This window comes from Myxococcus sp. AM010 (genome assembly GCF_013372585.1).
Classification (GTDB): domain Bacteria; phylum Myxococcota; class Myxococcia; order Myxococcales; family Myxococcaceae; genus Myxococcus; species Myxococcus vastator.
In genome coordinates this window covers 60,075-83,059 of record NZ_JABXEO010000025.1, presented here as the reverse complement: position 1 = coordinate 83,059, position 22,985 = coordinate 60,075, and the positions used below count along the sequence as shown (strand labels likewise).

The window sequence follows — 22,985 nt, the reverse complement described above, 5'->3', positions numbered from 1 at the left end:
CTTCAGAGAACAGGAGGGTCGTTTGCGCGGACTACACCTGCGTGAACTTCACGCCGGTGGCCTTCGCACGCTCCAAGGCCTGCTGGATGTCCTTGGAGACGATGAGGGCGATGGACCAGCCCCAGGTGCGGAACACCTGGGCGGGGTCAACGCGCATGCCGTAGACATCCCGGTACTGTCCCACCTTCTCGGGCCGCCCATCCTCCGGGTGCCAGTGGAGCACCTCTTCCGATGCCGCGTCGTCAATGCAGCGGATGAGCCTCGTGGCCACCAGGATGAAGTACGAGTCCAGGTGGCCTCGGATGTCCACGGGGAGGAGCTGCACGTCCTCGGGGGCCAGCTCCATGAAGATGTTGGCCACGCTGGCGCTGACCACGGGAGTGCTGAAACCCGCGAGAGAAAAATCGAGGGCCTTGCCTGGCTCCTCGATGGGAACCGTGAAGCGCTGGCTCACCGCCACCGGATGGCCCTCTCGGAACATCCAAGGGTCGTCTACTTCGTGACCTTGCGCATCTTGGGGGTGGCCCAGCTCCCAACGGCCAGGAAGGGAGACGTTGTCGGCGAGCTGGAAATACCTCTTTGCCATCATGGCGCCTCGGTATCACCTGGCTCGAGTGAGGAGCTTGTTCAAGCCGGAGCCCGGGGCGGCGGCTTCCTTGGCGAGTTCCCCATCCCGGCCTTCTTGAAGATTCTCTTGAACCGGGGCGTCCAGGGCCCGCCGCGCACGGTGGAGACACTGTTCTTGTTCGTCGCGAAGTGGTGGTCCTTGGTGCTGCTACTCCGCATACCTCGGGCAGCCATGGTGACCAAGTTGGGTGCCAGTGCGATGGGGAAGTCCTCGATAGTCATTGCCACCGACTGAACGCTCACGATGCTCACGTATTGGTGACCCGCCCGTGTCTCCACCGCGAGCGCAGCCTCGCCGAGCGGGGCAGCCTCAGATTTTTCGCCGCCATGCCTGCAGTGAAGCCTCTGCGCTTAGCCTTCTTCACCACCTCGGCCTCCATGACACGAGCCTCTTCCACCATTGGCTTCATCGTTCCTGCCTGGGTCGCCCTGCACACTAAACTACCGGGTACGAACTGTCTCACTCACGTTGGCAGAGAGGGCCCTCGCCAACATGCGAGAGGAGTGGCTCTGCCCCCTCATGGAGAAGTTCGCCGAAATCATTCGCGAGCAGGCTGTCTTCCGCGAAGCATTCGGTTTCATTTGATTCGCATGAGGGGACGGCTCAGATGACGAGGACGATCTCGCCATCAGAGAAGTTTCTCATGAATCCGTGCTGCGCGGGACACCTTACCAGCTCGGTGGCGCAGCGGAGCCGGCGGACTACGAGGCGTGCTCACGAAGGATTGGGCATAATGCACGGATTATTGGCCACTGCTCTTCTTCGAAGAGCTCGAAAAGCCGTGCCTTAGCCTCTTCGCGGTGCTCAGGTGTTTTGGACCAGTACTCCTGGGGCTTCCTTTCAAGGTAGTACTGGGGCTACAGCTTAGCGGTATTGTCGAGTCGCTGGAGGGTCGGGACTAGGTTCTTGTGGAGTTGCCCCTTCAAGTCGGGCGGCTAGGGAGTGAGAGTTGGGAGTACGGAGCTCGCGGGGTGACTTCATCTTCAGCCTGCGTGCACGCACCTGCTTCGCGGTTACCTTTGGGCTGGCAATTCATGGAAGGTGATACCGTCGAGCTTCTGCCGCCGCACAGCCTCCAGGAATCGCTCGGTGCCAATGACCATGGTTGCGAAGTCGCCGACGCGGAACAGGTCAACTCCCGAGGGGAGCGCGGCGGCATCCAGGATGGGCGCTTCCGGGCGCGTGAAGCCATGCCGACCACACGTCCCGCACGGAGGTGGTACCTCGGGGGGAATGCAGTCGGGATGCAGGCGGCCACGCGGTTCTATCTGGAGCTCCAGGAACGTGGGCGGAGTCTTCTGGCGGAACGTCAGCTCCGTCCGGCAACCCACCAGTCCTTCCACTCCATCTGCCTGAAGGCGCGACAGCACGTCGGGGTGGACCAACAGCAGCAGTTGCTCGACCCAGGCGACGGGGCCGAAACGTCCCGTGGCCTTGCCCGTCAATGGGCCGAAGCCTGTCCCAGGAGGGAGCGTTGCATGTGGAGGCACCAGGGAGCGCACCAGCTCCCGGAGGCGTGCGAATTCGGAGAAGGGCTCGGGGCGGGGCCGCTCGAACAGTGCTCGCTCTGGGAGATGTGACAGGTCGACGCAGGGGTACTCGTGCCCCACGTCACTCCAGGTGGCGCCGCAGGTAGGGCAGTGCACTCCAGGGAGGCTCCATTTGTGCCATGCATCAATGGAGCCTCCCTGTTTCGTTGTGGCCGTCGCGGCCTCACCCAGCCAGAAGAACCGTGTCATTGGGGAGTCGAAGTCCTCATGTTCCAGGACGGGAGTAGTACGGTTGAAGGGGGCCGCCCAGAAGTTGGAAGCGATAGATGAGGGCCCCTGCGTGTCGATAGATTTCCTCGGGCGTGGCTCTGGGATTGGCCAGCATGAAATCGCGCCACGCCTGATTCCAGGCGCCACCCCGCCCATCGCCGCCGTGAATCCTCCGGTGGAGGTCGCGGGGAATCGGGAGGGTATAGTTGTGAATCTTGACGCCCTGCCGCTCGAACCACCTCGCGAGCAGTTCGGCCTGCGGGAAGATGTGGTGCTTCTCGAAGCGGCCTGCTGGGAGCTGGTGTGAGGGCGGAACTGCGCGCTCACGAACCCCATTCCAGTTCGGGAAGACCATAACGGGGGCCGCGCCGTTCGAGTTTTTCGTGTCGCGTCCCCAGTTCCGGCGGGGCCCGCTTCCTGGCGCGGCGGCGACTGGAGGGCGTGCGGGAGGGAAGCGCACCGGCTGGACTTCAGGAGCAACGTCTTCGCAGAGGTAGAGCCCGCATACGTCAAGGGTGCACTGGACTGCGACACATGGCGCATCGGCGGAGGGGCGACACACCTCCTGGTCTTCGCTCGGTCCCCTTCGGCGCTCATCATGTGCAACGGTCGAACAGCCCAACAGGGCCACGGCCAGCAGGAGCCAGAGCGCATGGGAGGGTCGCACGGTCATGGAATCGTAATCGATGGAAGGCCCGGGCGTGCACTACCCCTGCTCCGCGGTTACCTTCACGCCGCCATGTCCCTTCGCAAAGATTACATCGAGCGGCTCATCGAGGAGTTCGCCGCCGCGCTGGCCCGCATCATCAAGGCGGGCCGGGAGAAGAAGCTCGCGGACGCCCAGCGCCTCATCCAGGAGACGGCGCTGTCCACGTTGGGCATGGAGTACGCCGCGCTGTTGATGGCGGACCCGGCGTCCACCGCGCGGCTGCTGGGCGCCCCTCCGCGCGTGAAGGTGCTCGCGCGCCTGGTCGCCGAGGACGGGACGTTGCTCGCCACCCAGGGCGACGCCGCCACGGCGGCTTCCCGCTTCCACTACGCGCTCGCGTTGTACGAAGAAGTCCAGGCCGCGGGCCTCACGCTGGACGCGGACGACACGGCCACCATCACCCGGCTGCGCGGCCTGCTGGCGGCGTCTGACTCCCGCTGAACGCAATCCCTGTCACTCGTCCGAGGGATGGGTCCGCTACCTGACAGAGTGAGCACCTGGATGTCTTCCATTGGGCGTGTCCGAAGGCACCCTCGGGGACCCCTGGGTTGCATGACAGCCCATTCCCCCGGTTACGATGGCAGGCCATTTCTTCACGCCAGACACCTGGGGGGTGTGCGTGTCCTTCATCCAGCTTCCGCGGAGCGTTGTCTCGTGCCGTAACCTCGTTGGAGGAAGCTGGCAGGTGCCGCCCGGTGCGGCGCAGCTCGATGTCCGGAGCCCCTACACGGGCACCGTCATTGGCAGGGTTCCCCTCACGCCCGCCTCGGGGGTCTCCCAGGCGGTGGAGGCCGCGAAGGCGGCGGCGGCGTCCTGGAAGGACACCCCGCTGCGGGAGCGCACGCAGTTCCTGTATCGCTTCCGCCAGCTCCTCGAGCGGGATTTGGACGCCCTGGCCCAGCTCGCCGCCAGCGAGGCGGGGAAGACGGTGGCCGAGGCCCGCGCGGGCCTGCTCAAGGGCATGGAGGTCTGCGACTTCGCGCTGTCCCTCCAGCACCTCGACACGGGCGCGCACCTGGAGGTCAGCCGCGGCGTCTCGTGTGAGTACCGCCGCGAGCCGCTGGGCGTGGTCGCCGGCATCACACCGTTCAACTTCCCGGCCATGGTGCCGATGTGGATGTTCCCCATCGCCGTCACGCTGGGCAACGCCTTCATCCTCAAGCCTTCGGAGAAGGTGCCCCTGACGGCGTGCGCGCTGGGCGAGCTCATGTGTGAGGCGGGCTACCCCGCGGGCGTCTTCTCCGTCGTGCACGGCGGCAGGGAGGCGGTGGACGCGCTGGTGGCGCATCCAGACGTCCAGGCGGTGGGCTTCGTCGGCTCGTCCGCGGTGGCGCGCCACCTGTATACGGAGGGCTGCAAGCGTGGCAAGCGCGTGCTGGCGCTGGGCAGCGCCAAGAATCACCTCATCGTCGTGCCGGACGCGGACCCGGAGCTGACGCCGCAGGCGGTGGTGGACTCGTTCACCGGCTGCGCGGGCCAGCGCTGCATGGCGGCCAGCGTGCTGCTCGCGGTGGGCGACGTGGAGTCCATCCTCCAGGAGGTCCTCCGCCGCGCGGCGAAGCTGGAGCTGGGGCCCGGCATGGGCGCGCTCATCGACCGCGGTTCATTGGACCGCCTGGAGACGGCCCTCGCCCGCGCGGAGGCCGAGGGCGCGCGGGTGGTGCTGGACGGCCGTGGCCGCAAGCCGCAGGGCGAGCCGTGGGCCGGTGGCAACTGGCTGGGCCCCACGCTGCTGGACGGCGTGCGTCCGGAGATGGAGGCGGCGCGGCGCGAGCTGTTCGGCCCGGTGCTCTCCATCGTCCGGGTGCCCACGCTGTCCGCGGCGCTGGCGGTGGAGAACGCGTCGCCCTACGGCAACGCGGCGTCCATCTTCACCACCAACGGTGGGGTGGCGCAGACGGTGGTGGAGGGCGTGCGCGCCGGCATGGTGGGCGTCAACGTGGGCGTCCCCGTTCCGCGTGAGCCGTTCTCCTTCGGCGGCACGGGGGATTCGCGCTTCGGGCACGGGGACATCACCGGGCCGTCCAGCCTCGACTTCTGGACGCAGGTGAAGAAGGTCACCCGCAAGTGGTCGGCCCGGACCGACGGCTCGTGGATGAGCTGAAGCGCGCCCCACGCCGCGAAGCACCGCCCCCCACACCCCGACTCTGCTCCCGCGCCCGCAAGGAGGGCGCTCCCATGGCCGAGAAAAAGAACCCCAACCACATCCGCCTCACCTCCCACCCGGATGGCGACGTCCCCAGCGTCCCCATCCGCTGGGGAGACGGCGAGCCGACGCGCCGCGGCCCCGTCGTCGCCACGCTGACGGAGGCCGGGCACCGCAACGTCATCGGCACGCACGCCGGCGCATATGCCGTGTACCGAGCGCTCGCCGTGGCCGCGGGCATGCTGCCGCAGGACCACCGCGCGGACCTGAAGAACACCGCGCCCGCCGCGCAGGTGGGCCCGCATCCATCGTGGAGCGACCCGCAGCGCATCGTCTCGCTGGACCCGTGGGGGGCCATCGCGCCGCAGGCGTTCCGGCCCTTCGCGGAGCAGGGCATCGACTTCCGGCCGACCATCGCCGTCACCAAGGCGCACATCAACTTCCCCGAGGTGCGCGACGCCATCGAGGCCGGGCGCCTGAAGCCGGACGGAGACCTGCTGCGCGACAACGGCGACATCAAGGTGACCAAGGCCGCGGTGGACCCGGTGTGGTACCTGCCGGGCATCGCGAAGCGCTTCGGCATGACGGAGAGCGCGCTGCGCCGCGGCCTCTTCGAGCAGACGGGCGGCATGTTCCCGGAGCTGATTACGCGCCCGGACCTGCACGTCTTCCTGCCGCCCATCGGCGGGCTGACGCTGTACGTCTTCGGCGGCATCGAGACGCTGGCGGACCGGGACGTGCCGCTGACGGTGCGCGTGCATGACGAGTGCAATGGCTCCGACGTGTTCGGCAGCGACATCTGCACCTGCCGGCCCTACCTGGCGCACGGCATCGAAGAGTGCGTGCGCGCCGCGCAGACGGGCGGCGCGGGGCTCATCGTCTACCTGCGCAAGGAAGGCCGGGCGCTGGGCGAGGTGACGAAGTTCCTCGTGTACAACGCGCGCAAGCGGCAGGAGGGCGGCGACTCCGCGGCCACCTACTTCCAGCGCACCGAGTGCGTGGCCGGCGTGCAGGACATGCGCTTCCAGGAGCTGATGCCGGACGTGCTGCACTGGCTGGGCATCACCCGCATCCACCGCTTCGTGTCCATGAGCGACATGAAGCACGACGCGATTACGCGCTCGGGCATCGAAATCCTGGAGCGCGTCCCCATCCCCGACGCGCTCATCCCCGCCGATGCGAAGGTGGAGATGGAGGCGAAGAAGGCGGCGGGCTACTTCACGCAAGGGCCGGTGGCGGACGCGGCGGAGCTGGCGCAGGTGAAGGGGCGGGACCTCGATGTCTGATTCCGCCTTGGCGAGGTCGGACCTCTCTCCCGCCGTGGCGTGGCTGCGCACGCCGTCCGCCATCCGCGAGCGCTGTCACCAGCTGCTGGACCTGGGGCTGGCGGGCAAGCTGGAGCACTTCCGTGTCGAGCCGTCTCGGCTGCCCATCGTCGTGGACACGGTGCTGCACGTGACGCGCGAGCACTACCCCACGCTGGACGTGCCGCTGCACAGCCGCTGGCGCCACTTCGACGTGGGCGGCGTGGCGCGGCTGGCGGAGCTGGAGGCGCGGCTGAAGGACGCCACGCTTCAAGAGCGGGCGCGCGCGAAGCTGGACCTGGTGGTGGTGAGCGTGCTGCTGGACGCGGGCAGCGGTCCGCAGTGGCGCTACCAGGAGGCCGGCGGGAAGACGTGGGCGCGCTCCGAGGGCCTGGCCGTGGCCAGCTTCCGCATGTTCATGGAGGGGCGCTTCTCGTCGGACCCGGACCGGCCGCTGCGCGTGGACGCGGAGGCGCTGGGCCGGCTCACGCGTGAGGCGCTCGCGCGGGGCATGCAGGTGACGGACGCCAACCCGGTGGATGGGCTGGACGGCCGGCTGCACCTGCTGCACGGGCTGGCGAAGGTGCTGCCTCGGCCGGGCGCGTTGCTGGACATCATCACCGCGCAGCACCGCAGCGTGCGCGCCGCGGAGCTGCTGGGGTTGGTGCTGGAGATGCTGGGCCCCATCTGGCCGGGCCGGGTGATGGTGGACGCGGTGAACCTGGGCGACGTGTGGCCACACCCCGCGCTGGGGCCGGTGGAGAGCCTGGAGGCGCTGGTGCCCTTCCACAAGCTGTCGCAGTGGCTGACGTATTCCCTGGTGGAGCCGCTGTCCGAGGCGGGCGTGGTGGTGACAGAGCTGGATGGGCTCACCGGCCTCCCCGAGTACCGCAACGGCGGCCTGCTGGTGGACCTGGGCGTGCTGTCGCCCCGGGAGCCGCGCCTCTTCACGCAGTCCTTCCACCCGGGTGACGAGCCCATCGTGGAGTGGCGCGCGCTGACGGTGGCGCTGCTGGACCGGGTGGCGGCGCTGGTGCGCGGCCGGCTGGGGTTGAGCGCGGAGGAGCTGCCGCTGGGGAAGGTGCTCCAGGGCGGGACGTGGACCGCGGGCCGGCGCGTGGCGGCGGAGCGGCGTCCCGGGGGCGGGCCCCCCATCCGCGTGGACAGTGACGGCACGGTGTTCTGACGGAGGACGCAATGGAGTTTCCAAACTGCACGGTGGTGGACCACCCGCTGGTGAAGCACAAGCTCACGCAGATGCGCCGGGTGGAGACGAGCACCGCCTCCTTTCGGGCGCTGCTCCAGGAGACCTCGCTGCTGCTCGCCTATGAGGCGCTGAGAGACCTCAAGGTGCGCGAGGAGGACATCCAGACGCCCATGGCGCGCACGGTGGCGCCGGTGCTGGACGGCAAGAAGCTGGTGCTGGTGGCCATCATGCGCGCGGGGCAGGGCATCCTCGACGGGATGCTGCAGCTGGTGCCCTCCGCGCGCGTGGGGCACATCGGCCTGTACCGGGACCCGGAGACGCTGTCGCCGGTGGAGTACTACTACCGCGTGCCCGGCCAGCTCGCGGACCGGGACGTGGTGGTGTGTGACCCGATGCTGGCCACGGGCAACTCGGCGGTGGCCGCGCTCCAGCGGCTGAAGAAGAGCAAGCCCGGCTCGCTGCGCTTCGTGTGTCTGCTGGCGTGCCCGGAGGGCCTGACGAACCTGCGCGAGCACCACCCGGACGTCCACGTCTACACCGCGGCCATCGACGAGCGGCTGGACGAGCACGGCTACATCCTCCCGGGCCTGGGCGACGCGGGAGACCGGCTCTTCGGGACCAAGTAGCGCGCGGTGGAGGAGGTACCCCTCACCCGGCAACGGTGACCTGGCGCGCGGCCGTGTCCGGAAGCAGGGGTGGCTGCACCGCGGCGCCCGGTGCGCTGGGCGCCGCGGGGGTGGCGCTGCTGGTGGGCGCGGTGGCTCGCAGGCGCCGTGGGGCGTTGTCGCGCTCGCGTCCTTCCGCCGCTAGTTGACGGTCCGGCCGGAGGCCTTTTCGGCCCCGCCGGGCCGGAGTTCATTCACCTCCCACGGTGAGCGCTTCGGCCCACGCAGCGCGGCGATGTCCGCTGGCACGTACAGCCGCGCTCCAGCGGGCGGCGCGTTGCCGAAGTGGGTGAGCACATGGTTCAGCACCGCCGCCAGCTCCACGTCCTGCAGGTGGCCCATGGAGGGCATGGGCGCGCCCCAGCGAGGGCTCGTCAGGCCGTGGAGGTTCAGCTCCACCAGGTACTCGCGTCCCCCCGGCGCGGCGAAGATGCGCGCGGTGTCCTGGAGGCCGGGGTACTGGTCCCAACCCTGGCCTTCGCTGCCATGACAGTTCCGGCAGTTGCTCGCGTAGGCGTGCTCGCCCACCTCCCGCCACTCGAACGCGTGCTCCGGGGTGGGCTCGTACTGGGCCAGCGTCGCGTACTCGTCGGAGAGGACGAGCTGCGCGGAGCGCATCCAGGCGAACAGCGCGGAGCCCAGGAGGAGCAGCGCGGCGATGGTGTAGGTGGCGATGTTCGCCACGAGGTGTCGCATGGTGGCAGAGGCTCCGGCCTAGGCGAGGTTGAACTTCTCCAGGTGGATGCGCGCCTCGGGGACGCCGCGCTCCTGGAGGGCTTCGTGCGCCGCCGTCATCATGGGCGGCGGGCCGCAGATGAAGAAGAAGCGCGCGAGCTTCTCCTTCGGCAGGTGCCGGTCCAGCACCTCGCCGGTGAGGAAGCCGCGCTCGCCCTTCCAGTCCTCGGCGGGCTCCTTGAGGACGTAGACGCAATGAAGGTCCAGCTTCTCCTCGAGCTCGGCCAGGTCCTCGCGGAAGGCCACGCTGTCCCAGTCGTTGTCGGCGTAGAAGAGCGTGATGGGCCGGTGGTCCTTCCGGTCCGCCATGGTGCGCAGGAAGGAGAGGATGGGGGTGATGCCCACGCCGCCCGCGATGAACACGTAGCCGACGGCGGGATAGCGGTCGATGCTGAAGGCGCCATGAGGGCCGTCGAGGTACGCGCGCGTGCCCGGTGGGACGTCGCCGATGCGGCTGGTGAAGTCACCCAGCGACTTGATGCCGAACTCCAGCCGGTCCGAGCGCTCGGCGCTGGAGGAGAAGCTGAAGGGGTGCTCTTCCAGCGTGAAGGGCGAGCCCTCCAGCTTGAGCCAGGCGAACTGGCCGGGGTCGAAGCGCATGCCATGGTCCCCCACGGGCTCCAGCACCAGGGAGTGCGTGCCGCCCCGCTCGGGGCGGACCTCGGCGACGCGCCAGCGGTAGTTGCGCTGCCACGCGGGGCGCAGGACGCGCAGGTAGATGACGAGCGCGACCATGGCGGCGCTGGTCACCACCCAGATGGCGTGCTTCCACGGCGTGTTGGTGTACAGGCCCGCCATGGAGACATGGAGTTGGGCGAAGACGATGGCCGCCACGCCCAGCAGCAGGTGCAGGAGGCGCCAGCGCTCGTAGTTGATTTTGAGCCGCTCGCGGAACTGCGAGGACACCACCAGGATGACGAGCATCAGCACGCTCATCATCGCGGCGCGGCTGGCCCAGTTCCCGCTCAGGGGGTTGAGCAGCTTCAGGCGGGACGGGTTGTCGATGACGATGATGAGCGGATGCGCCAGCACCAGGGACACGGCGACCATGGCGATCTGCCGGTGGTACTGGAGGATGATGTCGATGCCGTAGGGCGCGGTGATGCGCTTGAAGCGCGCGATGAGCACGAACTGCACGGCAATCTGCGTCAGCCCCACGAAGCCCAGCGCCACGGACAGCTCGAGCCAGAAGGACCGCCCGGACGGGGCCGGGGGGATGAGCATCAGGAAGACGGGCACCAGCACGACCAGCAGGTAGAGGCTGATCCAGAAGAAGCCGGACATCACGCGGTTCATGCGGAGACTCCCATCAGGCCCCGTAGCCCGGGATGTGTCCGAGGGGAACGTGGAAGCAGGCAGGTACCGCTCGCACTGTTCACGGAAGGACCCGGACCGTCCGTCCCCGCGACCCGGTGTGCGGGCCCCAGGGCCCCCTGGCCCCACCGCGAGGGCGTGCACATCGTTGGAAGGGACGCATGCCAGGAGAGGAGAACGACGATGGCCGAGCAGCGCACGCCGAAGTCACGTGACGCATCCGAGTCCCCGCAGCCGGGCTCGCGCCTCCGCGAGTCGATGAGCGACCCGGAGACGGAGCGGCGGGACGCGGAGGACCGCGCGGTGACGAATGAGGCCCACCGCTGGGGCGACGAGGGCAGCTCCCGCGAGGAGCGCGGCTACCCGCGAGAGGGTGACGCGAGCAGCGACAAGGGCAAGCCGTAGCCGTGGTCCGCCGGCACCCGGGGGGCCCCTTCCGGGGAGGCCGGGTGTCTGGATTAGGGTGGAGGCGTGTCCGCCTCCGTCCTGCTGCTGTTGCCCCTGCTGTGTGCCTCCGCCCCCACGCGGGTGGAGCTGGTGTTTGGTGGGGATGTGATTCCCCATGGCGAGGTGAAGGAGGTCGCCAGGCTGCACGCGCGCACCGGGGCGCCGCCACCGGCAGGAGGCCGGGCGCCCTCGCTCAACCATGAGGGCTGGGACCATGTCTTCGGGCCCATCGCGGACGTGCTGCGCACCGCGGACGTGGGCGTGGTGAATCTGGAGACGCCCGTCACCGACAACAAGAAGGCCGTGGCGAAGGAGCTCTTGTTCAACGCGCCGTCGGCCATGGTGCATGCGCTGGCCTCGGCCGGGGTGAAGGTGGTGTCCACCGCGAACAACCACGCGAGGGACCAGCACCCCGCGGGCATCTTGGAGACGCTGCGGCACCTGGAGGCGGCGGGCATCCGTCATGCGGGCACGGGCGCGACGAAGGACGCCGCCTGGGAGCCCGCCTTCGTGGACGTGCGCGGCGTGAGGGTGGGGTTCCTGTCCTTCACGCGCATGCTCAATGGCTTCAGCAACCCGAAGGATGCGCAGGCGCCACATGTCGCGCTGGTGCCCTATTCGCGGCCCGAAGCGCACCGGGGCGTTCAGGCTGAACAGGCCGTGGAGGCCGTGCGCGCCGCGGCGGCGCGGTGTGACGCGCTCATCGTGCTGGTGCACTGGGGGACGGAGTACACGGGGACGCCCCGGCCCGAGGACCGCGAGCTGGGGCGCGCGCTGCTGGACGCGGGGGCGAGGGCGGTCATCGGGCACCATCCGCACGTGCTCCAGCCGCTGGAGCCGTACCAGACGGTGGATGGGCGCAAGGGGCTCATCGCGTATTCGCTGGGCAACCTGGTGGCGAACCAGGACCGCTTCTACCAGCACGCGACGGGGGCGAAGCACTCGGGAGGCGACCGGAGGGACTCGATGTTGCTGCGGCTGTCGCTGGTGCGGCCCATGCCGGGGGTGTCGGTGGCGCTGGAGGAGGTGTCGGTGCTGCCGGTGTGGATTGAGAACAACGCGGTGGGGCGGGCGCGCAAGGAGTCGCGGAACATCCAGCCGGTGCTCATCGACCGGGAGGTGGAGGCGGTGACGGAGCGGCTGGCGTTGCTGGCGGCGCGCCCGGAGCCGCTGGACAAGGAGACGCGCGCGCAGAAGGCCTTGCTGGAGCGGCGGCTGGAGGGCTCCAAGCAGCGGCGCGAGCGCATCCTCCGGATGCTGCCGGAGGGGTTCGCGGTGGCGTCGCCCGCGCTGCGTCAGCGTGGGGCGGTGGCGGTGCCTGCTGAGCGGTTGACCTCACAGCCGTGATGGCAAAGGCATACGTGGGTGTGCTTCGGTCCATTCTGGCTGTGATATGTCCATGGTCATTCACTTGGGCGGACCTCAGGGTGAGTCGGCTTCTGAGCAAGTCATGCCTGGGGTTGGGGTAGAGTGCACCCTATGCGTCAATCCGCCATCCTCCTGCCGCTGTTGTTGCTGCTGGCCTGCAAGAAGGACTCGAAGGAGCCGGACACGAAGGAGGCCGCGGTTCACGTCAAGATTGGCCACCACCGGAACTTCAGTCAGGGCTGCATCACCGTGGAGGCCCATGGCGGCACCGGTGAGCCGGTGCTCGCGGAGTTCAAGGCGCCCGGGCAGTTCGACACCAATGACCCGGTGTTGAACGTCGCCGTCTTCCGGAAGGCGGACTGGGCGCGGGACGTCGAAATCACCGTCAGGGTTTTCGAGAAGGGCTGCGCGGCCGAGCAGTTGGTGGATGAGCGGAAGCAGACCTTCAGCTTCGCCTCCGCGGGCCGGCAGGAGTGGCTGCTCGAGGACCTGCACACCGATGACGAGGACGGTGACGGCTTCGTCTCACCGGGTGGGCCGATGAACCGGGGGGCGGACTGCGATGACCTGCGAGCGACGGCCTTCCCTGGTGCGCCGGAGCTCTGTAACGGCCTGGATGACAACTGCGACGGTCAGCAGGAAACGGGGGTCGTCGACAGGCTCTGGTACCTGGACCAGGACCGCGATGGCTTCGGACGCAATGTGCCCGGCACGCAGGCCTGTGACCCGCCGAGTGAACTCCATGTTGAAGCGACGGGCGACTGTGACGACGAGCGGGCCGACATCCATCCCAACGTGGTGGAGGCGTGCAACGGCGTGGATGAAAACTGTGACGGGCGCGCCGACGAGCTGTTCACGGAGGGGCCAGGTGCACTGGGGACGGCGTGCACGGAGGCCTGCGGCGGGACGTATGCCTGCAACTCCGCGGGGACGGGGACGGAGTGCGTGGGCACTACGCCTGCGCTGCTCTATGCGGATGCGGACAGCGACGGAGAGGGGAAAAAGGACAGCGCTTCCGTGGGAGAGCTGTGCCCTGGCGCACCGCTGCCTCCGATGATGGTGGAAAACACGCTGGACTGTGATGACGCCGACGGCGCCACGAACACCCAAGGGACGGAGGTCTGCGACGGCCTGGACAACGACTGCGATGGAGAAGTGGACGAGCAGATGACCTGCGGCTCGCTGAGAAAGGTCGAAGACCCAGCACTGGCCGGGCGCCACTGGAGGACGGTGGCCGTGCACCCGAGTGGTTACCCGGTGTGGGTGGCGGGATTGGACGGCAAGCTGGCGGTGAAGAGGGATGCGGCTTCAGATTTTTTCAGCCACGACGGGGATGCGTCAGCGCCGCCGTGTGGGCCCGCAGGGAACACGTTGGATTGGCACTCGGCGTGGGTCAACCCCAATACTGGTTATCTTGTCGTGGTTGGCGAGGACGGCTGGATAGGTGAGCACAGTGGTGGTTCGTGCTACACAATCCATGTCGACCTCCCTGACACCAGTGACTACTTCTCGGGCGTCGTTGGGGTAGGAAATCCAGCTCAGGTATTCGCAGTCTCCACCTTGGGTCAGTTGTATGAGTGGACAGGCGCGGCCCATCGCCACGACTCGCCCGGTCGGTACTGGGGTCTCCATGCGCTCGGCCCTAATGCGCTGTATGCGGTGGGCTCGACAGGGGAGTCGTCGCCGCTGACGCCGATGGTAAATCTCTATATTCGTGACACGAACTGGGGCACTGCGGCAGCGCACAACCTTCAGGGGACCGCGGGCTACAACGGGGGCTTGCGGGCTGTGTGGGCCGCGGACGCGACGCTCATCTATGCGGTGGGTGACGGTGGGTTGGTGGTGAAAGGCAGTGGGCAGTCGAGGGACTGGGAACGGGTGCTCCCCGAGGTGGGCGCCGTGGTCGACTACGTCAGCGTGGCCGCACCACCCGGGACCAAGAATGCCTACCTCATTGGCAACGAGGGCAATTCAGGACGGCTGCAGCGGTTGACTCCGCACGGTTGGGCCGAGGCTCCAGCCTTCGCCTCGGGCGAGCCAGACATGCCGCTCCGCGACATCGCCATGACCTCCGCGAGCAACTTCTGGATCGTCGGCGACGACGGCCACGTCTACCACTTCCCGGAGCCATAGCCCTCAGCCCCCGCCCCGTTCCTCGGGTCCAGGGGGCGGGGCGCGGTCCTCGCGGGCCAGCTCCCGCAGGGCCACGATTTTCTCCAGCAGCGGCCCCCCGTGCTTCATCCGCGCAATCCGCTGTGACGGATAGATGCCCCGGTGCCCCGTGAGCAGGTACGCCACCGTGGCGACAATCGCCACGTGGGGCAGCACATTCGCCCCCAGCAACTCCACGGCCATGATGGACAGCGCCAGCGGCGTGTTCGCCGCCGCCGCGAACAAGGCCGCCATGCCCACCGCCGCGCCCAAATCCAGCGGCAGGCCCAGCAGCCGCGCCAGCACGTTGCCCAGCGCCGCGCCAATGAAGAACAGCGGCGTCACCTCGCCGCCCAGGAAGCCCGCGGCCAGCGTCACCACGGTAAAGGCCAGCTTCCACGCGAACGCGGGCACGGGCAGCGCCGGGTCCTGGAACGCGCGCAGGATGCCGGGCACGCCCAGCCCCAGGTAGTCATCCGTCCCAGCCAGCTTCCACAGCACCACCACCGTCGCGCCGCCCAGCGCCATCCGCACCGGCAGCCACGGCACGCGTTGCTCCAGCAGCTTCTTCAGCCGGTGCATCAGCTCCACGAACACCACCGCCACCGCCGCCACCGCCACCGCGAACACCAGCCACTTCGCCAGCACTACCACTGTCAAAGGCAGCGCCCCCGGCGCCGGATACGGCGTGTGGTGGATGCCCAGCCCCCGCGTCACCAAGTCCCCCACCACCGACGCCACCAGCGCGGGCAGCAGCGCCTCGTAGCCCATGCGCCCCACCACGACGACCTCCAGCCCGAACACCGCCCCCGCCACCGGCGTGCCAAACACCGAACCGAAGCCTCCCGCGATGCCCGCGGCCAGCAGCTCGCGGCGCGTGTCCGGCCCCACCCGGAAGCGCCGCGCCACCAGGTCCGCCAGGCTGCCACCCATCTGCACCGCCGTGCCCTCGCGGCCCGCGCTGCCGCCGAACAGGTGCGTCAGCACCGTCCCCACCAGCACCATGGGCGCCATGCGCACCGGCACCTGCGCGTCGCTCGCGTGCACCGTGTCCAGCACCAGGTTGTTGCCCCCACGAATCGGCCCGCCCCACTTCGCGTACACCGACCCCAGCACCAAACCCGCGACGGGCAGCGCGTACACCAGCCACGGGTGCCCTTCCCGGAAGTGCGTCGCTTCATCCAACAGGTAGAGGAACACCGCGGACGCCACGCCGCAGACGACGCCCACGAGGCTCCCCAGGAGCAGCCATTGCAGCAGCGCTCTAGTGCCACGAGAAAGATTCACGTGAAACACTCCGGGCCTGGGTGAAACATGATGAAACACCGCGTCAAAGGCTTGCTCCGCGTCATTCTGACGACACCCCTTCACCCGGGGGTGAGGTCATATCAACACCAGCAATTCTGACTTGGTGCGTTATTCCTGTTTCGAGGTGATTTGCGAATCGACGCCATGTAGCGTGCGCGCTCCCCCAAAAACCCCCAGCGGGAATCCAAAGGAGCGGGGCATGTCTTTCCGTCATAACGGGATGTCCATCGTTGCCATGTGCGCGGCAGTCACGGTCGGTGGTAGCGCGATGGCGAGCACCATCAACCAGAACACGTCGTGGACCATCGACCAGCCGTCGACGTCGACGAAGTACCGCGTCGTGGCTTACGGCGACTCCATCTACGCCGGCTACAACGGCAGCGTCTTCTTCTGGAACGTGGCCCGCCGCGCGGCGCCGGTGGTGCAGGGCGAGGACCTGGCGCGCAAGTGGAACGCCGACGTGGAGGTCATCCGCCGCACCAAGTCCGGCGCGAAGGCGGACGACATCTACAACAACAAGATTGTCTCCGAGCGCTCGTACATGCAGGCGGCCAACACCCGCGTCGTCATGTTCGAGATGTGTGGCAACGACTACCTCCAGGCGCGCAGCGCCTTCTCGGGGCAGTCGGGCACCTGTAACTACTCCGGCCTGGAGTCCGCCCTGGCGACCTGCACCACGTACATGGAGCGTGCGATGCAGACCATCAACCAGTACGCGCCCGCCAGCGCGACGAAGATCATCTCCAACATCTACTACCCGGGCTTCAACGCGGACAACGTGAACACCCAGTGCCGGGACTCCGCCACGGGCCAGGTCGTGAACAAGCGGGAGAAGTTCCTGCCGCTGCTGGCGCGGAGCAACTGGCGCGCGTGCAGCCTGGCGGCGCGCTACGGCTTCAAGTGCGCGGACTCGTTCGCGGAGTACATGGCCGCGGACTATGACTCCAACGGCGATGGCAAGGTGGACTCCGCGGCCATCCGCTACGTCCAGGGCGAGTCCGAGGCGGCGTACGTCCAGCGCATCTCCGTCACGCTGCGCTCCACGCTGCGCGACTCCAACACGCACTTCGTCAACTCGAGCACCAGCTACGACTACCTCCAGTCGGACGACGTCCACCCGACCTACACCGGGGGCACCATCTCCAGCTCTGGCGGCACCGGCGCGCTGCCCACGGACACCTCGACCTGGAACAAGACGGGTCACGACCGCATGGGCTTCGAGAGCGCGAAGTTCAACCCCGCCCAGCCGTAGTCGCGGCGACCGCGCCTGAAACGTGGGCGCGGTGCCTGGGCCTCCGGTTGCCTTCGGGAACCGGAGGCCTTGTCGTTTCCAGGGCGTGGCGCGCACGTCACGTCAGGAAGAGCGCGCCAATCAACGCGAGGGGGCCGACGTAGTAGGCGAGGCGGCAGAGCCACTCCGCCGCGCGCCGCGCCCCGCGCGTCCAGGCCGGCAGCCGCCACGCGGCCAGGAGCGCCGCGCTCTCCGCGACGACGCGCCAGCCGCAGGCGAAGAGCAGCAGGCCCAACGAGATGGGCACGTAGTACCGGCCGAACGAGCGCAGGTACGCGTCCAACCCGTACATCCTGTACTCACCCAGCGCGCCTCCAAACGAGATGACCTGGTTCGCGCGGAAGAGGATGGCCGTGGGCACCAGCGGGAAGAGCACGAACTTCCCCATCAGGTGGTACCAGCGCCGGCGCCACAGGGCCTGGCGCGCCTGGGCGTAGCGAACCAGCGTGTGGGTTTGCGCGGCGCCCAGTGCCCCATGCCGGTCCAGCGCGCGCAGCAGGGGCACCGCGTCCTCCACCTCCAGCGCGTGGCTGAAGGCGCGGCCGGACCGCATCCGCAGCGCCAGGCCAGGTCCCGGGAGCGGCAGCCGCCAGGGGCGCACCGCGGCCACGGCCTCGAAGGGGAGCTCCATCCGGGCGCCGCCGCGCAGCGTCAGGGTCCATTGGTGGGTGTCCACGTCCACGGTGGCCCGGTGGCCGCGGCGCAGCGCGGAGACGAACGCGAGCGGTAGCGCGACTCGCAGCACCAGTCCGATGATGATGGGCACGGGCTGCGGCTGCTGGCTCCCATCGGAAAGCGCCATCCAGAGCTGCGCGCTGAAGTGGAGCAGGGCGCCCAGCGCGGCGAGCTGCGTCACCACCGCGAGCCCTCGCAGCCCGGGGGTCCAGGCGTGCACGACGAAGCGAGCGGGCTCGGGCGTGGTCGCGGGCGGTGGCGCGCCGGGGGCGTCGGTGACGAGATTGGACGAAGAGCTCATGAGGGTGAGCGGAAAGGCGCTGTGTTTGCCTCGGGGGGAGTGGCTCCGTAGCATACGCAGCCCGGAGGTCTTCGCGCGAACATGAGGCCGCAATCCCCTACACCGAAGCGGCGCGTCGACAGTGACGGCGTCACGCACATCGCGCCTGCTCGCACGGGGAAGGGCCCGGGCGCGTGGCTCGTGGGCGGCGCGTTTGTCTTCACGCTCGCGTGCATTGGCTGGAGCGTCTGGTGGGGTTCGTCAGGCCTCCAGGTGGAAGCGCCGCCGCCGCTCGCGGAGGTGCCGCGGCCCGCTCCGCCGCCCCCGCCTGAAGTGCGCGCCCGCGCGCCTCGGCCGCGGACGCCTGCCGTCGCGGCCCCAGCACCACAGCCTGTCGCGGAGCCCGTGGCCGAGCTGGCCACCGACGCCGACGTCCAGGAGCCCGACATGGACTCCGAACCGACGGGCCTCCAGCTCTACCGGCCCGGGACGAAGCCCATCAAGAAGGGCCTCGTCGTCCCCGACGACTTCGAGCTGCCGCCCGGGTACGTGCGCCATTTCCAGTACACGGACTCGGGTGAGCTCGTGGCGGCCGTGTTGATGTTCCATCCCGACACCCCACCCACGGATGCGAACGGGCAGCCGGTTCCCGTGCCTCCCGACGGGCTGGTGCCCGAGGAGCTGGCGCCGCCCGGAATGCCCATCCAGCGGCTGGAGCTGCCCGAGGGCGCGGAGCACGGGGCCTCTCCGCGGTGAACGACGTCCAGGGGAGCGGGCGGCACCTGGGCGCGGCGCTGCTCGGCGTCGTGGGGACCACGGTCCTGTTCGCGCTGTTCGGGCGGCTGGAGGCGCACTGGCTGGCGCTCGGCTGGGTGGCGATGGTGCCCTGGCTCGCGGCGCTGGACAGGGCCCGCTCCGCGCGCGAGGCGCTGGGCCTGGGCGTGCTGCTCAGCGTGACGTTCACCGCCGCCGTCTTTCACTGGTTCCCGGGCGCGCTCCAGGCGTACTCGCGAGCGCCCACGGCGGTCGGCTGGGCGCTGTTCCTGCTGGTGGCGCCGCTGCTCCAGCTCCAGTTCGCCGCCGCCGCGCTGGCCCGGTACGCGGCGCGGCGTCTGGCGCGGGAGGGGCAGGGCTGGCTGCCGCCCCTGGTGGGGACGCTCGCGTACGTGGGCATGGAGGGAATCACGCCCAAGCTCTTCGCGGACACGTTGGGGCACGGGCTCTATGCGTCCGAGTGGCAGCGCCAGGGCGCGGACGTGGCGGGCGCGCCCGGCCTCACGCTGGTGTTGCTGCTGGGCAACGAGTGCGTGCTCGCGGCGCTTCGTGCCTGGAGGGGCCAGGGCGCGCGGAGCGCCTGGAGGCCCGCGGCGGGGCTGGCGGGGCTGGTGCTCGGGCTGACGGGGTACGGGGCCTTGCGGCATGCACAGGCGCGCGCGGCGACACGGGCGGACGGTGGACTGGTGGTGGGCGCGGTGCAGGCGAACATCACCCGGTACGAGAAGCTGAAGGCGGAGCTGGGCGCCTATGAAGTCGTGCGGAGGGTGCTCGACACGCACTACGCGATGTCGGACGCGCTGCTGCGCGACGGACCGGTGGACCTGCTGGTGTGGCCGGAGACGGTGTACCCCACGCCCTTTGGCACGCCGCGCAGCGAGACGGGCGCGGCGCTGGACGCGGAGATTGCCGGCTACGTCTCCGAGCGCGGCGTGCCGCTCGTCTTCGGGACCTACGACTTGGAGGGCGAGCGCGAGTTCAACGCCGCCATGTTCCTGGGCCCGTCTTCACCGGGGCGCGCGCCTGAACGCGCCGCGTACCGCAAGACGATGCTCTTCCCGCTGACGGAGTGGGTGCCGGACCTCATCGATACCCCCACGCTTCGCGAGTGGCTGCCGTGGACCGGGCGCTGGAAGCGCGGGCCCGGGCCCAGGGCCGTGCGCTTCACGTTGCGCGACGGGCGCCAGCTCCGGGTGGCGCCGCTCATCTGCTACGAGACGATTTTCCCCGAGTATGTCGCGCAGGGCGTGCGGCAGGGCGCGGAGCTGCTGCTCACGCTGTCCAATGACTCCTGGTTCACCGGCACGCCCGCGCCCCGGCTGCACCTGATGCACGCGGCCTTTCGCAGCATCGAGACGCGGCGTCCTCAGGTCCGGGTGACGAACTCGGGCGTGTCCGCGCTCATCGACGCGACGGGCGCGGTGGTGGCCGAGGTGGACGACGACCAGCGCGCTGGCCTCACCATGCGCGTGCCCGCCACGGCGTCGCTGTCCACGCTCGCCCTGGCGTGGGGAGACTGGCTGAGTCCCCTGGCGTTGCTGGCCGCGGTGGGGCTGCTCGCGGGGGGCTCGCTGGCGCGGCGGAGGGCTCGTCCCTGAGCGGTCGCCTGGCCGCTCGAACCACTTGGGGCCATCCGGCGCGCGGGGATGGGCTAGGGTCGTCCGAGCTCATCTCCGAACACGGGGCGGGAGGTTTGGCTCCCTGGGATTCTCCTCATGACGTGGCTTCGCGCGCTCGCTGTCCTGCCGCTGTTCATCTCGGCCTCGGCCTCGGCCTCCGCCACCTGTCCCCCGAAAGGAAGCACCCGGGAGTCACTGGCCGCCTTGAAGGCGACGAAGTTCGACGTCCCGGACGCCGCCGCGCGCGAGGCGCTGGTGAAGGGGCTGCTCGGTTGTCTGGGCTCGCCGGACCCCGCGCTGCGAGATGGCGTCGCCTACGAAGCGCTGACGCGGTGGCTGCGCGACGGGAAGCTCGACGCCGCGGCGCTGCGTGGGCTGCGGGACGCGCTGCAAGGGATGCTCGCGGGCGCGGACGCGGCGGGCTTCCGCAAGCCGTTCGCGGCGCTCGTCCTCTCGGAGGTGGCGCGCGTGGACCGCGTGAAGCCGTGGATGACGGCGGAGGAGCGCACGGCCATGGTCGAGTCGGCCGCCCGCTATGTGGAGTCGGTCCGCGACTATCGCGGCTTCGACGAGGCGACGGGCTGGCGCCATGGCGTGGCGCACGGGAGCGACTGGTTGATGCAGTTGAGCCTCAACCCGGCGCTGGACCGCGCGCAGGCCGACCGCATCCTCGCCGCGGTCGCCACGCAGGCCGTGCCGGAGCAGGCGCATGCCTATGTCTTCGGCGAGCCCGAGCGGCTGGCGCGCCCGGTCCTGTTCCTCGCGCGGCGCGGCATCTACTCGGAGGAGGAGTGGCGGGCCTGGTTCGCCGCGCTGCTCCCCCGGCTCGGGGACGCCAGCAAGGCCTACAAGAACGGCGCGTGGCTGGCGCGGCGCCATGACCTCCGCGCCTTCCTGCTGAGCCTGTTCGTGGAGGCGGACACGAAGCTCGCGCCCGCCATCCGCGCGGCGTTGAAGCAGGTGCCGTGAGCTACAGCCGCCCGGCCTTGAGCTCCGCCACGAGGTGAGCGCTGGCGCGCACGGCGAGGGCCATCATCGTCAGCGTGGGGTTCTGCGGGCCCTGGGACGGGAAGCAGGCGCCGTCGTTGATGAAGAGGTTGGGCACATCCCAGCTCTGGTTGTGGGGGTTGAGCACCGACGTCTTCGGGTCCGTGCCCATGCGCGCCGTGCCCACCTCGTGGATGGCCATGCCCGGCGTGGACAACGTGGCGTTGGCCTTCTCCACGGTGAAGCCGGCCGCCTCCATCATCTCCTTGCAGGCCGCCACCGCGTCCTCGGCCATCTTCAGCTCGTTGGCGGAGTGCCGGCACTCGATGTGCGCGGCGGGGATGCCCCACCGGTCCTTCACCGTCGGGCTGAGCGTCACGCGGTTCTCCGCGCGCGGCACCATCTCCCCGAAGGGCACGAAGTGGCAGTTGTCTCCGAAGGTGAAGACCTGCACGCCGTAGCCGCGCGCGAAGTCCTGCTCCTTCGTGGCGACGTTGCGGAACTGGGGGATGTACGCCCAGCTCTGCTCCTGCCGCTGCGCCTCGGGCGGCAGGTTCATCTTCGCCTCGATGCCCAGCAGGTACGTGTGGTCCATCAGGTTGCGGCCCAGCTGCCCCGACGAATTCGCCAGGCCGTCCGGGAACGCGCTGCCGCGCGAGTTGAGCAGCAGGCGCGTGGACTCAATCGCCCCCGCCGCCAGCACCACCACCCGCGCGTGGGCCTCGTGGGACTTGCCCGACTTCGCGTCGAAATAGTGCACGCCCGAAGCGCGCCCCGTCGCCGCGTCGTACAGCACCTGGTCCACCACGGCGTTCGTGCGCAGCGTGAGCCGGCCCGTCTTCAGCGCGGCGGGAATCGTCACGGGCGCTCCCGCCGTGCGGCGGACGATGACGTGGCGCTCGGGCCACCGGCGCTCCACCTGTTCCTTCAGGCGCTGCTCCGCGGGCGTCATGGTGAGGGCCCCCGCGAAGACGGAGTCCGGCAGCATGTCCAGGCCATCCGCGTTGCCTTGGAGGCCCATCCACCGCTCCACCGTCTCGTAGTGCGGCGCCAGCTCCGAAAGCGTCAGCGGCCAGTCCGGTCCCTGCCCATCCTGCGTGCCTGCTTTGAAGTTGAAGTCAGACAGCCGGTAGAACTGGCGCCCGTGCGCCTTCACCGACGTGCGCCCGCCCACCTGCCGCGCGCGAATCCACGTGAAGGGCTGGTCCTCCGGCGTGGTGTAGGGGTTGTCCACGTCGTCGACGAAGGCGTGCGGGTGGAAGGGCCACGCGAAGGTGGTGCTCTGCACCGACTGGCGCACCTTGCGCGGGTCGTCCGTCTCCGCCAGGTAGCCGAAGGACTGGCGCAGGCGGTGAAACATCCACAGCATCCGGTCCGCGACCATGCCTCGGCCCGCTTCGAGCACCAGGACACGCAAGCCCGCTTCCGTGAGCTGCTTGGCCGTCCAGCCGCCGCAGGCGCCCCCGCCCACCACCACCACGTCAAACATCGTCCTGGATGTGCCCACGGCTTTCCTGGCGCGACAGTGCCGTCTTTGATGGCACTGTGAGTTGTCTACATGGAGTGTAAGCTGCCCGGTACGTGGCGGAGCAACGTGAGTCCCTTCTGCACGCCTGG

General features: G+C 69.3%; 20 protein-coding genes and 1 pseudogene. 12 read left to right on the top strand and 9 right to left on the bottom strand.

The window, feature by feature from the left end:
* Positions 1 to 31: 31 nt before the first annotated feature.
* From HV826_RS14815 to HV826_RS14805, 4 genes and pseudogenes are all read right to left on the bottom strand, one after another.
* Positions 32 to 589 carry an imm11 family protein gene (locus HV826_RS14815; RefSeq protein ID WP_176417653.1) on the bottom strand — a complete coding sequence of 186 codons (558 nt, stop codon included), beginning with the start codon at positions 587 to 589 and terminating at the stop codon, positions 32 to 34.
* A gap of 80 nt (positions 590 to 669) precedes the next feature.
* Positions 670 to 971, bottom strand: a pseudogene (locus tag HV826_RS37175) (hypothetical protein); the annotation flags it as partial.
* A gap of 670 nt (positions 972 to 1,641) precedes the next feature.
* Positions 1,642 to 2,367: a double-CXXCG motif protein gene (locus HV826_RS14810; RefSeq protein WP_176417652.1), complete on the bottom strand. Its 726-nt coding sequence runs from the start codon at positions 2,365 to 2,367 to the stop codon at positions 1,642 to 1,644.
* 16 nt (positions 2,368 to 2,383) lie between these two features.
* Complete coding sequence (locus HV826_RS14805) at positions 2,384 to 3,061, bottom strand: TIGR02269 family lipoprotein (protein WP_176417651.1); 678 nt, start codon at positions 3,059 to 3,061, stop codon at positions 2,384 to 2,386.
* Positions 3,062 to 3,127: 66 nt separating this feature from the next.
* Here HV826_RS14805 and HV826_RS14800 point away from each other — a divergent pair, with 66 nt between their 5' ends.
* The 5 genes from HV826_RS14800 (at position 3,128) to upp (ending at position 8,380) form a co-directional block, all read left to right on the top strand.
* Positions 3,128 to 3,538, top strand: coding sequence for a hypothetical protein (locus HV826_RS14800; RefSeq protein ID WP_176417650.1), 411 nt, complete (start codon positions 3,128 to 3,130; stop codon positions 3,536 to 3,538).
* Positions 3,539 to 3,674: 136 nt separating this feature from the next.
* Positions 3,675 to 5,201: a CoA-acylating methylmalonate-semialdehyde dehydrogenase gene (locus HV826_RS14795; protein WP_176417649.1), complete on the top strand. Its 1,527-nt coding sequence runs from the start codon at positions 3,675 to 3,677 to the stop codon at positions 5,199 to 5,201.
* 74 nt (positions 5,202 to 5,275) lie between these two features.
* Entirely contained in the window at positions 5,276 to 6,529 is a 1,254-nt protein-coding gene (locus HV826_RS14790; RefSeq protein ID WP_176417648.1) for a GTP cyclohydrolase II, read from the top strand.
* Positions 6,522 to 7,733 carry a URC4/urg3 family protein gene (locus tag HV826_RS14785; protein WP_176417647.1) on the top strand — a complete coding sequence of 404 codons (1,212 nt, stop codon included), beginning with the start codon at positions 6,522 to 6,524 and terminating at the stop codon, positions 7,731 to 7,733. The genes HV826_RS14790 and HV826_RS14785 overlap by 8 nt, the downstream gene beginning before the upstream one ends.
* Positions 7,734 to 7,744: 11 nt before the next feature.
* Entirely contained in the window at positions 7,745 to 8,380 is a 636-nt protein-coding gene (gene upp, locus HV826_RS14780) for a uracil phosphoribosyltransferase (protein WP_163782910.1), read from the top strand.
* Positions 8,381 to 8,560: 180 nt separating this feature from the next.
* Here the strand turns inward: upp and HV826_RS14775 are convergent, their stop codons facing one another.
* Together HV826_RS14775 and HV826_RS14770 are read right to left on the bottom strand one after the other, a co-directional pair.
* Positions 8,561 to 9,115, bottom strand: a complete 555-nt coding sequence (locus HV826_RS14775) for a cytochrome c (protein WP_176417646.1) — start codon at positions 9,113 to 9,115, stop codon at positions 8,561 to 8,563.
* An 18-nt stretch (positions 9,116 to 9,133) separates the two neighbouring features.
* Complete coding sequence (locus HV826_RS14770) at positions 9,134 to 10,450, bottom strand: ferric reductase-like transmembrane domain-containing protein (RefSeq protein ID WP_176417645.1); 1,317 nt, start codon at positions 10,448 to 10,450, stop codon at positions 9,134 to 9,136.
* Positions 10,451 to 10,651: 201 nt separating this feature from the next.
* On the opposite strand from HV826_RS14770, the gene HV826_RS14765 reads away from it, so the two are divergent.
* From HV826_RS14765 to HV826_RS14755, 3 genes are all read left to right on the top strand, one after another.
* Positions 10,652 to 10,873: a hypothetical protein gene (locus HV826_RS14765; protein ID WP_176417644.1), complete on the top strand. Its 222-nt coding sequence runs from the start codon at positions 10,652 to 10,654 to the stop codon at positions 10,871 to 10,873.
* A 66-nt stretch (positions 10,874 to 10,939) separates the two neighbouring features.
* Positions 10,940 to 12,262: a CapA family protein gene (locus HV826_RS14760; protein WP_176417643.1), complete on the top strand. Its 1,323-nt coding sequence runs from the start codon at positions 10,940 to 10,942 to the stop codon at positions 12,260 to 12,262.
* A 132-nt stretch (positions 12,263 to 12,394) separates the two neighbouring features.
* Complete coding sequence (locus tag HV826_RS14755; RefSeq protein WP_217918630.1) at positions 12,395 to 14,416, top strand: putative metal-binding motif-containing protein; 2,022 nt, start codon at positions 12,395 to 12,397, stop codon at positions 14,414 to 14,416.
* A gap of 3 nt (positions 14,417 to 14,419) precedes the next feature.
* On the opposite strand, the gene HV826_RS14750 is transcribed toward HV826_RS14755, so the two are convergent.
* Positions 14,420 to 15,721, bottom strand: coding sequence for a chloride channel protein (locus HV826_RS14750; RefSeq protein ID WP_176417641.1), 1,302 nt, complete (start codon positions 15,719 to 15,721; stop codon positions 14,420 to 14,422).
* A 220-nt stretch (positions 15,722 to 15,941) separates the two neighbouring features.
* Between HV826_RS14750 and HV826_RS14745 the strand changes: the two genes are divergently transcribed.
* Positions 15,942 to 16,994: an SGNH/GDSL hydrolase family protein gene (locus HV826_RS14745; RefSeq protein ID WP_176417640.1), complete on the top strand. Its 1,053-nt coding sequence runs from the start codon at positions 15,942 to 15,944 to the stop codon at positions 16,992 to 16,994.
* 97 nt (positions 16,995 to 17,091) lie between these two features.
* On the opposite strand, the gene HV826_RS14740 is transcribed toward HV826_RS14745, so the two are convergent.
* Positions 17,092 to 18,009: a hypothetical protein gene (locus HV826_RS14740; protein WP_176417639.1), complete on the bottom strand. Its 918-nt coding sequence runs from the start codon at positions 18,007 to 18,009 to the stop codon at positions 17,092 to 17,094.
* 81 nt (positions 18,010 to 18,090) lie between these two features.
* Here HV826_RS14740 and HV826_RS14735 point away from each other — a divergent pair, with 81 nt between their 5' ends.
* From HV826_RS14735 to HV826_RS14725, 3 genes are all read left to right on the top strand, one after another.
* Positions 18,091 to 18,744 (top strand): hypothetical protein, encoded by a 654-nt coding sequence (locus HV826_RS14735; protein ID WP_176417638.1) that lies wholly within the window; start codon positions 18,091 to 18,093, stop codon positions 18,742 to 18,744.
* Entirely contained in the window at positions 18,741 to 20,360 is a 1,620-nt protein-coding gene (lnt, locus tag HV826_RS14730; protein ID WP_176417637.1) for an apolipoprotein N-acyltransferase, read from the top strand. The genes HV826_RS14735 and lnt overlap by 4 nt, the downstream gene beginning before the upstream one ends.
* Before the next feature lie 117 nt (positions 20,361 to 20,477).
* On the top strand, positions 20,478 to 21,350 hold the full coding sequence (locus tag HV826_RS14725) for a DUF2785 domain-containing protein (protein ID WP_176417636.1): 873 nt from the start codon (positions 20,478 to 20,480) through the stop codon (positions 21,348 to 21,350).
* Between the two features lies 1 nt (position 21,351).
* On the opposite strand, the gene HV826_RS14720 is transcribed toward HV826_RS14725, so the two are convergent.
* Positions 21,352 to 22,875, bottom strand: coding sequence for a GMC family oxidoreductase (locus HV826_RS14720; protein ID WP_176417635.1), 1,524 nt, complete (start codon positions 22,873 to 22,875; stop codon positions 21,352 to 21,354).
* Positions 22,876 to 22,985: the final 110 nt, after the last annotated feature.

What these genes read in the sequence shown, in the direction of transcription:
- HV826_RS14815 (WP_176417653.1), bottom strand. Translation starts at nt 589, where the DNA reads ATGATGGCAAAGAGGTATTTCCAGCTCGCCGACAACGTCTCCCTTCCT.
- HV826_RS14810 (WP_176417652.1), bottom strand. Translation starts at nt 2,367, where the DNA reads ATGACACGGTTCTTCTGGCTGGGTGAGGCCGCGACGGCCACAACGAAA.
- HV826_RS14805 (WP_176417651.1), bottom strand. Translation starts at nt 3,061, where the DNA reads ATGACCGTGCGACCCTCCCATGCGCTCTGGCTCCTGCTGGCCGTGGCC.
- HV826_RS14800 (WP_176417650.1), top strand. Translation starts at nt 3,128, where the DNA reads ATGTCCCTTCGCAAAGATTACATCGAGCGGCTCATCGAGGAGTTCGCC.
- HV826_RS14795 (WP_176417649.1), top strand. Translation starts at nt 3,675, where the DNA reads ATGGCAGGCCATTTCTTCACGCCAGACACCTGGGGGGTGTGCGTGTCC.
- HV826_RS14790 (WP_176417648.1), top strand. Translation starts at nt 5,276, where the DNA reads ATGGCCGAGAAAAAGAACCCCAACCACATCCGCCTCACCTCCCACCCG.
- HV826_RS14785 (WP_176417647.1), top strand. Translation starts at nt 6,522, where the DNA reads ATGTCTGATTCCGCCTTGGCGAGGTCGGACCTCTCTCCCGCCGTGGCG.
- upp (WP_163782910.1), top strand. Translation starts at nt 7,745, where the DNA reads ATGGAGTTTCCAAACTGCACGGTGGTGGACCACCCGCTGGTGAAGCAC.
- HV826_RS14775 (WP_176417646.1), bottom strand. Translation starts at nt 9,115, where the DNA reads ATGCGACACCTCGTGGCGAACATCGCCACCTACACCATCGCCGCGCTG.
- HV826_RS14770 (WP_176417645.1), bottom strand. Translation starts at nt 10,450, where the DNA reads ATGAACCGCGTGATGTCCGGCTTCTTCTGGATCAGCCTCTACCTGCTG.
- HV826_RS14765 (WP_176417644.1), top strand. Translation starts at nt 10,652, where the DNA reads ATGGCCGAGCAGCGCACGCCGAAGTCACGTGACGCATCCGAGTCCCCG.
- HV826_RS14755 (WP_217918630.1), top strand. Translation starts at nt 12,395, where the DNA reads ATGCGTCAATCCGCCATCCTCCTGCCGCTGTTGTTGCTGCTGGCCTGC.
- HV826_RS14745 (WP_176417640.1), top strand. Translation starts at nt 15,942, where the DNA reads ATGTCTTTCCGTCATAACGGGATGTCCATCGTTGCCATGTGCGCGGCA.
- HV826_RS14740 (WP_176417639.1), bottom strand. Translation starts at nt 18,009, where the DNA reads ATGAGCTCTTCGTCCAATCTCGTCACCGACGCCCCCGGCGCGCCACCG.
- HV826_RS14735 (WP_176417638.1), top strand. Translation starts at nt 18,091, where the DNA reads ATGAGGCCGCAATCCCCTACACCGAAGCGGCGCGTCGACAGTGACGGC.
- HV826_RS14725 (WP_176417636.1), top strand. Translation starts at nt 20,478, where the DNA reads ATGACGTGGCTTCGCGCGCTCGCTGTCCTGCCGCTGTTCATCTCGGCC.